Origin of the sequence: Yoonia sp. (assembly GCF_017854565.1) — a bacterium.
Lineage (GTDB): Bacteria > Pseudomonadota > Alphaproteobacteria > Rhodobacterales > Rhodobacteraceae > Yoonia.
Map to the genome: position 1 here is coordinate 48,124 of NZ_JAFMHJ010000014.1, position 14,979 is coordinate 63,102.

A 14,979-nucleotide genomic window follows, 5' to 3' on the forward strand; every position below is an offset into this window, starting at 1 on the left:
GAGTGTTTCACGTGAAACATCACGATTTTGATGTCGTCGTAATCGGTGGCGGGCACGCAGGCGCCGAAGCGGCCCATGCTGCGGCACGAATGGGCGTCCGTACAGCGCTGATCACGCTTACAAAGGCGTCAATCGGTGTGATGTCATGCAACCCTGCGATTGGTGGGCTTGGCAAGGGTCACTTGGTCCGCGAGATTGACGCCTTGGATGGGGTCATGGGCCGCGTCGCTGACCGGGCCGGAATTCAGTTTCGCTTGTTGAACCGAAAAAAGGGGCCAGCCGTGCAAGGCCCGCGGGCGCAGGCTGATCGCGCGTTGTACAAGGCGGCAATGCAAGCTGAATTGGCGCAGTGCGAAAACCTGCAAATTATAGAAGGCGAGGCTGTCGATCTGATCATGGATGGACCGCGCGTTTGCGGTGTTGCGATTGGTGATGGATCTGTTGTGCGGGCATCCGGTGTTATTTTGACCACGGGCACTTTTTTGCGGGGGGTCATCCATATCGGTGACGTGTCGCGGCCGGGTGGGCGCATGGGCGACAACCCGTCGGTGAAAATGGCCGAGCGGTTAGATTCGTTTGGTTTGCCGCTTGGACGCTTGAAAACCGGGACCCCGCCACGGTTGGATGGTCGTACCATCGCGTGGGAGCAGTTAGAGGTTCAGCCCGGTGATGATGACCCGACGCTATTTTCCTTCCTGTCGAACGCCGTTACGGCGCCGCAGGTTGTATGTGGAATCACTCATACCAACGCCCAGACCCATGACATCATCAGGAAAAATCTGTCCCGCTCGGCCATGTATGGTGGCCATATCGACGGCGTGGGACCGCGCTACTGCCCGTCCATCGAAGACAAGGTCGTACGATTTGCGGAAAAGACATCGCATCAGATTTTTTTAGAGCCAGAAGGCGCGAACGACCATACGGTCTATCCAAACGGGATTTCGACGTCGCTGCCGGAAGATGTGCAGCACGATTATGTGCATTCGATACAAGGTCTTGAAAATGCACGTATTATTCAGCCTGGCTATGCGATCGAATATGACTATGTCGACCCGCGTTCGCTCAGGTTAACGTTGGAATTGCGTGCGGTCCCCGGCTTGTATCTGGCGGGGCAGATAAATGGAACGACTGGCTACGAAGAAGCCGCAGCCCAAGGATTGGTGGCTGGCCTGAACGCGGCAGCGCGGGCGCGCGGTGAAGATGATGTCATCTTCAGTCGGCGTGAATCCTACATCGGCGTGATGATTGACGATCTGATCACCCGCGGCGTGTCGGAGCCGTACCGGATGTTTACCTCACGCGCAGAGTTTCGGTTGTCACTTCGGGCAGATAACGCAGATCAGCGTTTGTCCGCGCGGGGCCGGGAGGCGGGCTGTATCAGTGAAAAACGCTGGATTGCGTTTTCGGATAAGGTTGATCGCCTGTCAGCCGCACGAAATTTGCTGTCGAAGATCAGCCTGTCGTCACGTGATATAGCGGCGCTTGGGATCAAGCTGAACGCGGATGGGCCGCGCCGCAGTGCCTTGGACGCCCTCGCGTTGACAGACCTCGAATTTCACCACCTGAATCAACTCGGCGCTGACACGTCCGGGATGCCTGTTGAAATCCGCGACCAGATCAAGAAGGATTCGCTTTATGCGCATTACATCGCGCGCCAAGAGCGGGATAATGCCGCGATGGCGCGTGATGAAGCGCAGGCAATCCCGCAGGACATTGATTATGAGGGTATTTCCGGGATGTCCAACGAGCTGACGGCAAAATTGACAGCAATACAACCCAGCACAATCGCACATGCTGGCCGGATCGAGGGGATGACGCCAGCAGCGCTGATGTTGATCGTAAGCGCAATAAAGCGCCGGCAACAAGCCAATGTTCAGGCCTAGCGCGATGCCGGTAGACATCGCAGGGCAAAATGTTTCACGTGAAACATATGCGGAACTGGACGCCTTTGCTGCATTGGTTCGCAAGTGGACGCGCCATATTAACCTGGTTTCAGCGGCCAGCCTGTCGGACCTCTGGGACCGACATATTGTTGATTCCGTGCAATTGTATCCTTACGCGCCGCGCGGCTACCGCAACTGGCTCGATGTCGGAAGCGGCGGTGGATTTCCTGGCATTGTCGCCGCTATTATCGCGAAAACGGCCAATCCTGACGCCGCGTTTACGCTGATTGAAAGCGACCAGCGCAAGGCCACCTTTCTGAGAACCGCCTCTCGTGAGCTAGGTTTGAGGGTGAATGTGATCGCTGACCGCATTGAAAACGTGCCCTCGCAAGCCGCAGATGTTGTGTCAGCGCGAGCTTTGACTACGCTATCTGGGCTTTTTTCAATGATCGGCCGTCACATGGACCCGGCAGGGACGGCGCTGCTGCACAAGGGCAAACGCTATCAGGAAGAAGTTGCCGATGCCCGACGCCTGTGGTCCTTTGATCTTGAAGAATATCCGAGTATGACCGATCCTGACGGACGACTCCTCGCCATTCAAAGGATACATCGTGACTAATCTAAGCCGTTCATCTGGCCCGAAAATCATCGCGATAGCCAATCAAAAGGGCGGCGTGGGCAAAACAACGACCACTATAAACCTTGGCGCCGCTTTGGCCGAACGGAAAAAGCGCGTGCTTTTGATTGACTTGGATCCGCAGGGAAATGCGTCAACCGGTCTGGGCATCGGGCAGGATAAGCGTGACATTACCACATATGATCTGCTGGCCGGCGACGTGACCTTGGCCGAGGGCATGCAGCAAACCACCGTGCCGCGCCTCTTTGTCGTCCCCGCGACGACCGACCTTAGTTCGGCCGATATTGAGCTTATCGACAATGAAAAGCGGAGCTTTCTGCTCCGTCAAGCACTCCGCCACACGGACGTACTTGATCTCGACTTGGACTACATATTGATTGATTGTCCACCGTCTCTCAACATATTGACTGTCAACGCCATGGTCGCCGCTGATTCAATCATTGTCCCATTGCAAAGCGAGTTTTTCGCGCTCGAAGGCCTGTCGCAACTCATTCTTACGGTTCGTGATGTCCGGCAAAGCGCGAATCCGAACCTTCGCATCGAAGGAATTGCACTGACGATGTATGATCGCCGCAACAATTTGTCCCTCCAGGTCGAGGATGACGCCCGCGAGAACATGGGGGATATGGTGTTCAAAACTGTGATTCCCCGCAATGTTCGCCTCAGCGAAGCGCCGTCGTTCGCCGTTCCGGTCTTGACCTATGATACAGCATCAAAAGGCAGCATTGCATACCGGGCACTGGCCAAAGAAGTTATTGATAAATCAAGAAAAATAAGGGTTCAACAAGATGGTGCGTAGCGTGAAAAAATCCCGTGGTCTTGGCCGCGGGTTGTCTGCGTTGATGTCTGATGTGACGCAGGAGGATGCCCAAAGTATCGCCCCGCGCCGTCCTGACCTGCTTGTCCCGGTCGAGCGGGTGCGCCCAAATCCAGATCAGCCCCGGCGTACTTTTGCCCAGGAGGCGTTAAACGAACTTGCTGCCTCGATTTCTGAAAAAGGCATTATTCAGCCTCTCATCGTCCGTCTCGCCCCCGGCGATCCCAATATGTACGAAATTGTTGCGGGTGAACGTCGCTGGCGCGCCGCGCAAATGGCCAAACTGCACGAGATTCCGGTCCTCTTGCGCGATTACGACGATACAGAGGTCCTCGAAGTTGGGATTATCGAAAACATTCAGCGTGCCGACCTCAATCCAATCGACGAGGCCGCCGGTTATCGCCAACTGATGGACCGTTTTGGCCACACGCAGGACCAACTCGCCAGTGCTTTGGGTAAAAGTCGGCCACATATCGCGAATCTGTTGCGCCTCCTGGGTTTGCCTGACGAAGTACAGCAATATCTCGTTACTGGCGCGCTGACGACTGGCCACGCACGCGCGCTGATTGGCAATGACCGCGCCGTCACATTGGCCCGCGAGGCGATTCAGCGTAAACTTTCGGTTCGTGAGGTCGAGGCGCTGGTGAAAAAGGGTCCGACCCTCAAGCGGCGCCCGATGCCAGGTGCGCCCGTGGCCAAGGATCCAGACACCGTTCAAATCGAAAATGAACTGACGGCCACGCTGCATATGAAGGTCACAATTGACCATAAAACCGGCGATGAGGGCGGAAAAATGACGATCGGTTATAAATCATTGGATCAGCTTGATGATTTGCTCCGCGCCTTGGCGGGGAATTAGCTGTCTAGCAGGTCGCGCAGCACGGCGTTCAGCACCGGTTTTCCCTTGGCGGTGACCCGCAGCATTCCCGCGTCGGCATTGACCATACCCATTTCACGCAAGCGTTTGATATTAATAGATAAATTATCGCCTGAAAATGATTTGAGGCGGTTGATATCGACCCCGTCGTCCAGCCGCATTCCCATCAACAGCATCTCGGACAACTGATCATCCGGCGACAACTGTTCGCGCGACAAATCCCCGTCACCGGTTTTCAGCACTTGTTTTAACCACACGGCAGGCCCCAGCGGTGCCTCGGTTGCAAAACGGACCCCGCCCAGCGTCAAACGGCCGTGCGCGCCGGGGCCAATACCCGCATAGTCGCCATAGCGCCAGTATATCTTGTTGTGGATGCTCTCGCAGCCCGGCCTGGCGTGGTTTGAAACTTCGTATCCATGAAACCCGGCAGCGCCGCAAATCTCCTGCGTTGTGGCAAACATGTCGGCCGACAGATCCTCGTCCGGCAGTTCCCGCAGCTTGCCTGCCGCATAGCGATCACCAAAAGCCGTTCCGCTCTCAATTGTCAGTTGGTACAGGGACACATGGTCGATCGCCATCGCCAATGCCTGCTGCAATTCGGCCTCCCACGCGGCCAAGGTTTGACCTTGCCGCGCATAAATCAGGTCAAAACTGACCCGATCGAACACAGTGCGTGCTGTCGCAAACGCCACCATCGCCTCTTTCGCCGAATGTAGCCGCCCCAGCGCCTTGAGATCGGCGTCATTCAGCGCTTGAATCCCCATTGAAACACGGTTGACGCCAGCATCGCGATACCCTGCAAACCGCCCGGCCTCTACGGATGTCGGATTTGCCTCAAGCGTGATTTCGATGTCGTTTGCCATCGGCCATGTGGCCCGTACCTTGGTCAGCACAGCGTCCACAAGCCGGGGGTCCATCATGCTGGGCGTGCCACCGCCAAAAAAAACAGACCGTAGAATACGCCCCTGCGTTTGCGCACCAATCCGATCAATCTCGCTCAGATAGGCCGTTTCCCATGCTTTTTGGTCAATTTGCGCCACAACATGGCTGTTGAAATCGCAATAGGGGCATTTGGCCTGACAAAATGGCCAATGAATATAAAGACCAAAGCCCCCGTGTTCCCAATCCTCAGGCAAAACAACCCGCAACCAGCTTGCGGAACGCATCAGCACGATGGCTGATTTTGTTCTTTTCCCAACGATCCATCTCGCCAAATGTCACGGAATACCCTTCGGGCTGAAAAATCGGATCATACCCATGGCCTTGATCGCCGCGCATCGGCCAGACAATCTCGCCGGGCATGACCCCTGCGAACTCCTCGTCATGGCCGTCAGGCCAGGCTAGAACCAGCGTACAACAGAACCGCGCGGTCCGGGGGTAGGGGGCCACAACAGTCTCTAATCGGGCCCAAGTCCGCTCCATTGCCATGTTGAAATCACGGCCATCCGGGGTTTCGGCCCAGTCGGCAGTGTAGACACCCGGCGCCCCGCCAAGGCCGTCGATCTCGATCCCGCTATCATCGGCCAGCGCAGGCAGGCCTGTCGCCTTGGCGGCCGCGTGCGCTTTGATCCGGGCATTCCCGACAAACGTCGTTTCCGTCTCGTCCGGCTCTGGCAGCCCGTGATCGGCGTTTGACGTCAGGCCAACGCCATAAGGCAGCAGCAGATCTGCAATCTCCTCCAGCTTTCCGGCGTTATGGGTCGCGACGACCAGCGCCTCACCGTCAAACCGCCGCATCAGCCGACCGCTGCCATCTGTGCCGCCGTCAACTCTGTCACGCCTTTTTCCGCCAGATCCAGCAGCGCATCCATCTGTGCCCGGCTATACGTCGATCCCTCGGCAGACATCTGAACCTCGATCAGCTTACCGGCGGTCATCACGAAATTACCGTCCACGCCGGCCTCGCTATCCTCGGGATAATCCAGATCAAGAACCTCTTGGCCTGCATAAATCCCACAGCTGATCGCAGCGACCGGATCAACCAACGGATCGCTGATCACGATGCCCGCCTTCATCAGCTTGTTCACCGCCAGTTTGAGCGCGACCCAACCCCCCGTGATAGACGCACAGCGCGTCCCGCCGTCCGCCTGTATTACATCACAATCCACGACGATCTGACGCTCGCCCAACGCAACGCGATCGACACCAGCCCGCAAAGACCGGCCAATCAGCCGCTGAATCTCTTGTGTCCGACCCGATTGCCCTTCCTTCGCCTCGCGCCGCATCCGCGTGTTCGTTGCACGTGGCAGCATCCCGTATTCCGCAGTCACCCAGCCCAGCCCGGAGTTTTTCAAAAACGGTGGGACCCGTTCATCAATCGTTGCTGTACATAGGACATGCGTATCGCCACATTTGATCAGGCATGACCCTTCGGCATGCTTTGTCACACCGGTTTCAATGGATATTGTACGCATTTCGTTCGTCTGACGGCCGGATGGACGCATGGGATCACTCCTGTTAGTTGTGATTTGGGGATACGCTGCCCATCTATGAAATCCAAGCCCGATTGACGCCACAGGCAACTTGGTTTTAATTACGCAGCCTTCATCAGAGGATAAGATGCCCGACAAACCGCCAAACATCGCCGATATGAACGAACGGTCCCGCGAAGTGTTTCGCGCTGTCGTCGAAGGTTATCTGGAAAACGGCACGCCTGTCGGGTCCCGGACGCTGACCCGCAGCTTGTCCGAACAGGTCAGCGCGGCGACAATCCGAAATGTGATGCAGGACCTTGAATATCTCGGCCTGCTGGACAGTCCGCACGTCAGTGCAGGCCGGATTCCCACTCAGCTTGGGTTGCGGATGTTCGTCGATGGCTTGCTTGAGGTGGGCGAACTGCACGGTGACGACCGCCAGAAGATCGATAGTACTATTGGCGCAAACGATCACGACGTGGCGACCGTCCTTGATAAGGTAGGCGAGGCGCTGTCCGGCGTGACCCATGGCGCCAGCCTTGTGTTGACCCCAAAACACGAGGCCCCGATCAAACACATCGACTTTGTCTCGCTGTCGCGTGAACGGGCGCTTGTCGTCTTGGTCTTTGCCGATGGTCACGTGGAAAATCGGATTTTCACGCCACCCGCCGGGCAAACCCCGTCATCCATGCGCGAAGCCGCCAATTTCCTGAACGCCATTGCCGAAGGACACACGCTGTCCATGCTGGGCACCGTGATCGCACGTGAAATCGCCAACCGTCGTCAGGAAATCGACAGTCTTGCTGCTGATCTGGTCGAAAACGGCTTTGCCTTGTGGGAGAATGAGGGTGAACCGACAGAGCGCCTGATCGTCCGTGGCCGTGGCAACCTTTTGTCCGACCACGAAAGCCAGGTCGATCTTGAACGTATCCGCACGCTTTTCGATGATCTTGAACGCAAGCGTGACATTGCCCAATTTCTGGACTTGGCCGAAGAAGGCGAGGGTGTGCGCATTTTTATTGGGTCCGAAAACAAACTTTTTTCACTTTCGGGTTCCTCTCTCGTCGTTTCCCCTTATATGAACGCCGACCGTAAGATTATTGGCGCCGTTGGCGTCATAGGTCCGACCCGCCTGAATTATGGGCGGATCGTACCGATTGTGAATTACACCGCACAGCTGGTGGGCAAAATGATTGCCGACCGCTCTTGAAGGGAAAGACAGATGGCCCACAAAGACGCCGAATTTCAAAGCCTTGATGAACTTGCCGCAGAAGGCGACGAAATGAACATGGCATCTGATGCCACGTTTGATGAAATCGAGGCGCTGCGCGTAGAGCGCGATGAATTCCGCGATAAATTCATGCGTGCGCTTGCTGACGCCGAAAACACCCGCAAGCGGGCTGAACGTGACCGGCGCGAGGGTGAAAATTATGGCAGCTCCAAGCTGGCCCGCGACATGCTGCCGGTCTACGACAATATGCGCCGTGCCCTGCAATCTGCAAACGAGGCCGAGCAGCAGGTGAACCGGGCCCTTCTTGAAGGAATCGAACTGACCATGCGCGAGCTGATCAGCGTCTTCAAAAAGCATGGAATCGACCCTATTGTGCCTGAAGTCGGTGATAAATTCGATCCCCAAAACCATCAGGCCATGTTCGAAGCACCGGTTCCCGGGACCAAGGCCGGTGACATCATTCAGGTCATGACCGAAGGTTTCATGTTGCACGACCGGTTGCTGCGCCCGGCGCAGGTGGGCGTGTCGTCAACACCCGCATCCTGACGCGACATAACCCCGGACCTGATTTACAGAACGGCAAGGCGGGGATTTCCTCCCCGCCTTGCTTGTTTCACAGCATATCACGCAGCTCATAAATCAGCGCCAGCGCCTCTTTTGGGGTCAGCTCGTCGGGTAAAACGCCTTTCAGCTTTGCCTCGACTCCTGATTCCTTGGGTTTCGCCATGATTGGCGCAGGCGCGGCCGCAAACAGTGGCAGGTCATCAATAAACGCTTTGCGCACGCCGCCACCCTCACGCTCGCCTTTTTCCAGGGCCTCCAGCACGACTTTGGCGCGTTCCACAACAACCGTGGGCAACCCTGCCAGCCGCGCGACCTGCACCCCATAGCTGCGGTCGGCGGTGCCGCGTTTCACCTCGTGCAGGAAAATAACGTCGCCATCCCATTCCTTCACGGTGACCGTCGCGTTTTCCACCCCGTCCAGTTTGGCCGAAAGCGCCGACATTTCATGATAATGCGTGGCAAAAAGCGCCCGACAGCGGTTCACATCATGCAAATGTTCCAACGTGGCCCAGGCGATCGACAACCCGTCATAGGTTGCCGTGCCCCGGCCAATTTCATCCAGAATAACCAAGGCGCGATCATCTGCCTGATTAAGAATCGCAGCCGTTTCGACCATTTCGACCATGAACGTGGACCGCCCCCGCGCCAGATCATCGGACGCGCCGACCCGGCTGAAAATTTGACTGACGATCCCGATATGCGCCGCCGTCGCCGGGACAAAGCTGCCCATCTGCGCCAGTATCGCCAGCAGCGCGTTCTGCCGCAAAAACGTCGACTTACCGGCCATGTTCGGCCCGGTCAGCAACCAGATTGAGGCGTCGGTCAGCCCACAGTCATTGGCAATGAACGGCGCACCCGATTTTTGCAGCGCCGCCTCGACCACCGGATGCCGCCCGCCGATGATATCAAATGCGCGGCTTTCATCAATCTTTGGGCAAACCCAGCTTTCCGCGACGGCCAGATGTGCCAACGCAGTTGCCAGATCATACTCAGACAGCGCTTTGGCCAGCGCGCCCAATGGCCCGGCTTGGGCCATAATCGCTGTAATCAGGCCGGAATAGAGCCGCTTTTCAATCTCAAGCGCCCGCCCGCCTGCGTTCAAGATCCGTGTCTCAATCTCGCTCAGCGCGACCGTGGTGAACCGGACCTGATTGGCGGTAGTCTGGCGGTGGATAAATGTCTGGTTCAATGGCGGGGCCATCATCTTGTCGGCGTGGGTTGCCGTCGTTTCGATGAAATAGCCCAGCACATTGTTGTGCTTGATCTTCAGGGAGGGCACGCCGGACAGTGTGATAAACTCTGCCTGCATCGCCGCAATCACCGATCTGCCTTCGTCACGCAACGTGCGGGCATCATCCAGATCCGCGTCATATCCCGGCGCGATAAACCCGCCATCGCGCGCCAATAACGGCGGTTCCGCCACCAGCGCGTCATTAAGCAACGCCAGCAAATCATCATACCCGATCAGATCTTGCGCCGCCTCGGCCAGCACCGGGGCCACGTCCGTGGGAAGACACGCGGCCAATCCGGCGGCTTGCCCAATTGTATTGCGGATCGCAGCCATATCGCGCGGCCCGCCCCGATCCAGCGCCAGACGCGACAGCGCGCGGTCCAGATCATGCACGCCGCGCAACCTGTCCCGGACATCGGCGACAAGCCGCGTCTTTTCGACCAGATACCCCACTGACGCCTGCCGCGCCGCGATGACCGACAGCGTGCACGAAGGCGACGCGAGCCGCCGTTCCAGCAACCGCGCACCACCCGCCGTGACGGTACGATCGACGCAGTGCAACAGCGACCCCTGCCGCCCGCCGTTCAAACCATGTGTCAACTCAAGCGACCGGCGCGTCGCGGCGTCGATCTGCATCGCTGCGGTCTGGCCTTCCTGAACGGGTGGGCGCAGCAGCGGCAGATTGCCCTTTTGGGTGATGTCCAGATATTCCGCCACCGCCGCCATTGCCGCGACCTCGGCCCGGCTGAAGCTGCCAAATCCGTCCAGCGACCCGACCTTATACAGCCCACACAGCCGCTTTTCGCCCGCCGTGCTATCGAATGCCGCAGCGCCCAGTGTCGTCAATGCAGCGCCGGAATCAGACACTATTCCGGCCCAGTCCGCTTCTGATCCATCAACAACGATCACCTCGCGCGGGCTTAACCGCGCCAGTTCGGGGCCCAGTTGCACGGGCGGGCAGACCATCACGTGAAACGCCCCGGTCGAAATATCGACCCAAGCCAGCGCCGCTTCATCGCGGACCACCGCATAGGCGGATAAGAAATTGTGCCGCCGCGCGTCCAGCAATGAATCCTCGGTCAATGTGCCGGGCGTGACCAGCCGCACGACATCGCGCTTCACAACTGACTTTGCGCCGCGCTTTTTCGCCTCGGCGGGATTTTCCATCTGCTCGCATACCGCGACACGAAATCCCTTGCGGATCAGCGTCAGCAAATACCCCTCGGACGCATGGACCGGGACACCGCACATCGGGATGTCCTTTTCCTCATGTTTGCCCCGTTTGGTCAGCGCAATATCAAGCGCCGCCGATGCCGCCACGGCATCATCGAAAAACATCTCGTAAAAGTCGCCCATCCGGTAAAACAACAAGGCGTTTGGATAGCCCGCCTTCAGGTCCAGATATTGCGCCATCATCGGTGTGACATTGCTGGTCGTGGTGCTCATGTATCCCCCCGGATCATTACGCGCGACACTACCCAGCCGATGTTAGCGGCGAAACCCCGAAATGAACCCGTTGCGGCCCCGGCCTGCAAACCGCTATGTCATGCGAACGCCAATGGGAGGAACACATGGCCAAGACCAAATTGACCCGCGAGGATGCGCTGGCATTTCACATGCAGCCCACCCCCGGAAAATGGGAAATTCAGGCCACCGTGCCAATGACCACACAGCGCGACCTGTCGCTGGCTTATTCGCCCGGTGTGGCCATCCCCTGCGAAGAAATTCACGCCAATCCTGCCGCCGCATACGATTATACCAACAAGGGCAATCTGGTCGCTGTCATCACCAACGGCACCGCTGTCCTTGGCCTTGGCAATCTTGGCGCGCTTGCGTCCAAGCCGGTGATGGAGGGGAAATCGGTCCTGTTCAAACGCTTTGCCGATGTAAACTCGATTGATATCGAACTGGATACCGAAGACCCGGACGCCTTTTGCAACGCGGTCCGCCTGATGGGGCCGACGTTTGGCGGCATCAACCTTGAAGACATCAAAGCACCCGAATGTTTTATCATCGAACAGCGTCTCAAGGAAGAAATGGACATCCCCGTCTTTCATGACGATCAACATGGCACCGCCGTGATCTGTGCCGCCGGTCTGCTGAATGCGCTGCACCTGTCGGGCAAGAAAATCGAAGATGTCAAAATCGTGCTGAACGGTGCGGGAGCGGCAGGGATCGCTTGCCTTGAACTGCTCAAGGCGATGGGCGCTCAGCACAACAACTGCATCATGTGCGATACCAAGGGCGTTATCTACCAAGGCCGCACCGAAGGCATGAACCAATGGAAGTCGGCCCATGCCGCAACAACCAAGGCCCGGTCCCTAGCCGACGCGATGGACGGCGCCGATGTCTTTCTTGGCGTCAGCGCAAAGGGCGCCGTGACCCAGGATATGGTGATCAGCATGGCCCCAAATCCGGTCATCTTTGCCATGGCCAACCCTGACCCTGAAATCACCCCGGAAGAAGCCCACGCCGTCCGCGAAGACGCCATCGTGGCCACCGGCCGCAGCGATTACCCCAATCAGGTCAATAACGTACTTGGCTTTCCCTATCTGTTCCGTGGCGCGCTTGATATCCACGGCCGTGCGATCAACGACGCCATGAAAATCGCCTGCGCCGAAGCGCTCGCCGCGCTCGCCCGCGAAGACGTCCCGGACGAGGTCGCGATGGCCTATGGTAAGAAACTCAGCTTTGGGCGCGATTACATCATCCCCACGCCGTTTGATCCCCGCCTCATTCACCGGATTCCCACCGCCGTGGCGCGTGCCGGCATGAAAACCGGGGTGGCCCGGCGGCCCATCGTGGATATGGACGCCTACGAGGCATCGCTGAAATCCCGGATGGACCCGACCGCGTCGATCTTGCGCAGCCTCAACGCGCGCGCCCGCGCCGCACAATCCACCGTGGTTTTTGCCGAAGGCGACGACCCCCGCGTGCTGCGCGCCGCCGTTCTTTATCAACGCTCCGGCATGGGCAAGGCGCTTGTCGTTGGGCGCGATAGCGATGTGCGGAACAAGCTGACGGCCGAAGGTTTGGCTGATGCTGTCAGCGAACTGACAATCGTGAACGCCGCCAACACCGAACACCTCGAAACCTACAAGGATTTCTTGTACAAACGCCTGCAGCGCAAGGGGTTTGACACGCAAGATGTCCATCGCCTTGCCGCGCGCGACCGGCATGTCTTTGCTGCGCTGATGCTGGCCCACGGGCACGCTGACGGAATGGTCACCGGGGCGACCCGCAAATCGGCGCATGTGCTGGAACTGATCAACCACGTCTTTGACGCGCAGCCCCACGATGGCGCGGTGGGCGTCACGGCAGTCCTGAACAAAGGCCGGATCATCTTGATCGCGGATACGCTGGTTCACGAATGGCCGGATGAAAATGATCTTGCCGATATCGCCGAACGCGGTGCCTCTGTCGCCCGCGAACTGGGCCTGGAACCGCGCGTGGCGTTCCTGTCGTTCTCGACGTTCGGTTATCCGGTGTCCGAACGGGCCGAAAAGATGCACCAGGCCCCGCGTGTGCTGGATCAGCGCAGGGTCAATTTCGAATACGAAGGTGAAATGACCGTTGACGTCGCGCTGAACCCCAAAGCCATGGAACATTATCCGTTTTCGCGGCTGACTGGCCCGGCGAACGTGCTGGTGGTGCCCGCGCGCCATTCCGCGTCCATCTCGGTCAAGTTGTTGCAGGAAATGGGCGGGGCGACCGTGATTGGCCCGATCCTGTCGGGGATCGGCAAGCCGGTGCAGATCTGTTCGACCGTCTCAACCGTGAATGACATCCTGAACATGGCCGTCATCGCGGCCTGCCGGATCGACTGATGGCGCTTTGGAACCTTGGTTCGATCAACGCGGATGTCGTCTATGCGGTGCCGCATATCCCGGCGCCGGGGGAAACCCTGTCGTCCATGAACCGACAGATGTTTCTGGGCGGCAAGGGGGCCAATATGTCGGTCGCCGCCGCCCGTGCCGCCGCCCATGTGAACCACATCGGCGCGGTTGGCCCCGATGGGCGCTGGGCCGTGGACCGGTTGCTGGAATACGGCGTTGATACCCGGCACATCACGACCGTTGCCACAGAAACCGCCCAAGCGATCATCATGGTCGATCCGCAGGGCGAAAACGCCATCGTCCTGCACCCCGGCGCCAACGCCGAAATCCCGCAAACCACGCTGCAAACCGCCATGGCCGAGGCGCAAACCGGCGACTGGCTGGTTATCCAAAACGAAACCAACCTGCAACGTACCGCCGCCGCTCTGGGCAAGAAGATGGGTCTGCGCGTGGCCTATGCCGCCGCCCCTTTTGATGCCGACAGGGTTCTGGCGGTCCTGCCATATCTGGATTTTCTGATCCTGAACGCCGTCGAGGCCGCGCAGTTGCAAACGGCGACCGGCCAAACGCCCGCCGACCTGCCGGTGCGCGATGTGATTGTGACCCTTGGCGCCGATGGTGCCGATTGGTACGGCGCGGACGGAAAACAGCACTTTGATGCGATCAACGTCGCGCCCGTCGATACGACAGGCGCGGGCGATACGTTTACCGGCTACGTGTTGGCCGGTCTTGATCGGGGGATGCCGATGGCCCAAGCGATCAATCTCGCAACCAAGGCGGCCGCGCTGATGGTCATGCGCCACGGCACCGCCGACGTGATCCCCGATCTATCCGAAGTGCAGGCGTTTCAATCGTGATGCACAAACGGCGCGTCATCACCCCATAGCTGGGCGACCCGCGTATCACGGCCACAGCCCTGACGATAAAATGCGTAGGCCTCGGTTTGGCGCTTTGGCCCGCGACGGGTCAGCACGATCGACTGGCCATTGTAGTAATCCTGATGATACGCTTCGGCTTCGTAAAACCGGGCTGCGTCCAAAATCGGCGTGACAATCTGCTGGCCAAGTTCACGCTGCGCGTCTGCCTTGGCTGCTTCTGCAGCGGCGCGTTGGGCCGGGTTAGACACGAAAATAGCTGTGCGATAGCTGTCACCGCGGTCACAAAACTGCCCGCCCGCATCTGTTGGGTCTACCGACCGAAAGAACAGACGCAGCAATGCGTCATAGCTGATGACATCGGCGTCATAGGTAATCTCGACCGCCTCGTAATGCCCGGTGCCTTTGATGGTCTGATAGGTCGGGTCAGCCGTGGTGCCGCCGGTGTAGCCCGACACAACCTCTTGCACGCCCGCCACCGATTCGAAATCGCTTTCGACGCACCAAAAACAACCGCCCGCGACGGTGGCTGTCTGGATATCTTCGGCAACCGCCACCTGCCCGACGGGCGCAATGGCAACCGCCAGTGCGACAGCTTTCAGTGTCTTGAACAT

Annotated in this window: 13 protein-coding genes; 8 read left to right on the forward strand and 5 right to left on the reverse strand. The window is 58.5% G+C overall.

The annotated features are described in order from the left end of the window. The first annotated feature begins 2 nt into the window (after positions 1-2). Genes mnmG through QZ196_RS08040 form a run of 4 tightly spaced genes read left to right on the forward strand, consistent with a single transcriptional unit; the run spans position 3 to position 4,196 of the window. Positions 3-1,883, forward strand: coding sequence for a tRNA uridine-5-carboxymethylaminomethyl(34) synthesis enzyme MnmG (gene mnmG / locus QZ196_RS08025; protein ID WP_296425304.1), 1,881 nt, complete (start codon positions 3-5; stop codon positions 1,881-1,883). A 4-nt stretch (positions 1,884-1,887) separates the two neighbouring features. Then, entirely contained in the window at positions 1,888-2,502 is a 615-nt protein-coding gene (gene rsmG / locus QZ196_RS08030; protein WP_296425305.1) for a 16S rRNA (guanine(527)-N(7))-methyltransferase RsmG, read from the forward strand. Continuing rightward, a complete protein-coding gene (locus QZ196_RS08035) occupies positions 2,495-3,319 on the forward strand; it encodes an AAA family ATPase (RefSeq protein WP_296425306.1) in 825 nt (274 codons plus the stop codon). The genes rsmG and QZ196_RS08035 overlap by 8 nt, the downstream gene beginning before the upstream one ends. Beyond that, on the forward strand, positions 3,309-4,196 hold the full coding sequence (locus QZ196_RS08040) for a ParB/RepB/Spo0J family partition protein (protein ID WP_296425307.1): 888 nt from the start codon (positions 3,309-3,311) through the stop codon (positions 4,194-4,196). Before QZ196_RS08035 ends, QZ196_RS08040 begins: the two co-directional genes overlap by 11 nt. Here the strand turns inward: QZ196_RS08040 and hemW are convergent. Genes hemW through rph form a run of 3 tightly spaced genes read right to left on the reverse strand, consistent with a single transcriptional unit; the run spans position 4,193 to position 6,658 of the window. Continuing rightward, entirely contained in the window at positions 4,193-5,380 is a 1,188-nt protein-coding gene (gene hemW, locus QZ196_RS08045; protein WP_296425308.1) for a radical SAM family heme chaperone HemW, read from the reverse strand. The genes QZ196_RS08040 and hemW overlap by 4 nt on opposite strands. Then, positions 5,343-5,951, reverse strand: coding sequence for an RdgB/HAM1 family non-canonical purine NTP pyrophosphatase (gene rdgB, locus QZ196_RS08050; RefSeq protein ID WP_296425309.1), 609 nt, complete (start codon positions 5,949-5,951; stop codon positions 5,343-5,345). The genes hemW and rdgB overlap by 38 nt, the downstream gene beginning before the upstream one ends. Beyond that, on the reverse strand, positions 5,951-6,658 hold the full coding sequence (gene rph / locus QZ196_RS08055) for a ribonuclease PH (protein ID WP_296425310.1): 708 nt from the start codon (positions 6,656-6,658) through the stop codon (positions 5,951-5,953). Before rph ends, rdgB begins: the two co-directional genes overlap by 1 nt. A gap of 115 nt (positions 6,659-6,773) precedes the next feature. On the opposite strand from rph, the gene hrcA reads away from it, so the two are divergent. Together hrcA and QZ196_RS08065 are read left to right on the forward strand one after the other, a co-directional pair. Continuing rightward, positions 6,774-7,838: a heat-inducible transcriptional repressor HrcA gene (hrcA, locus tag QZ196_RS08060; protein WP_296425311.1), complete on the forward strand. Its 1,065-nt coding sequence runs from the start codon at positions 6,774-6,776 to the stop codon at positions 7,836-7,838. 12 nt (positions 7,839-7,850) lie between these two features. Then, positions 7,851-8,405: a nucleotide exchange factor GrpE gene (locus tag QZ196_RS08065; protein WP_296425312.1), complete on the forward strand. Its 555-nt coding sequence runs from the start codon at positions 7,851-7,853 to the stop codon at positions 8,403-8,405. A 67-nt stretch (positions 8,406-8,472) separates the two neighbouring features. Here the strand turns inward: QZ196_RS08065 and mutS are convergent, their stop codons facing one another. Then, positions 8,473-11,100, reverse strand: coding sequence for a DNA mismatch repair protein MutS (gene mutS, locus QZ196_RS08070; RefSeq protein ID WP_296425313.1), 2,628 nt, complete (start codon positions 11,098-11,100; stop codon positions 8,473-8,475). 125 nt (positions 11,101-11,225) lie between these two features. Between mutS and QZ196_RS08075 the strand changes: the two genes are divergently transcribed. After that, a complete protein-coding gene (locus tag QZ196_RS08075) occupies positions 11,226-13,481 on the forward strand; it encodes an NADP-dependent malic enzyme (protein WP_296425314.1) in 2,256 nt (751 codons plus the stop codon). Further along, positions 13,481-14,347: a ribokinase gene (locus QZ196_RS08080; protein ID WP_296425315.1), complete on the forward strand. Its 867-nt coding sequence runs from the start codon at positions 13,481-13,483 to the stop codon at positions 14,345-14,347. Before QZ196_RS08075 ends, QZ196_RS08080 begins: the two co-directional genes overlap by 1 nt. Here the strand turns inward: QZ196_RS08080 and msrA are convergent. Next, the gene (msrA, locus tag QZ196_RS08085) at positions 14,338-14,979 is read right to left on the reverse strand and encodes a peptide-methionine (S)-S-oxide reductase MsrA (protein WP_296425316.1); all 642 of its coding nucleotides are present in this window, start codon (positions 14,977-14,979) and stop codon (positions 14,338-14,340) included. The genes QZ196_RS08080 and msrA overlap by 10 nt on opposite strands.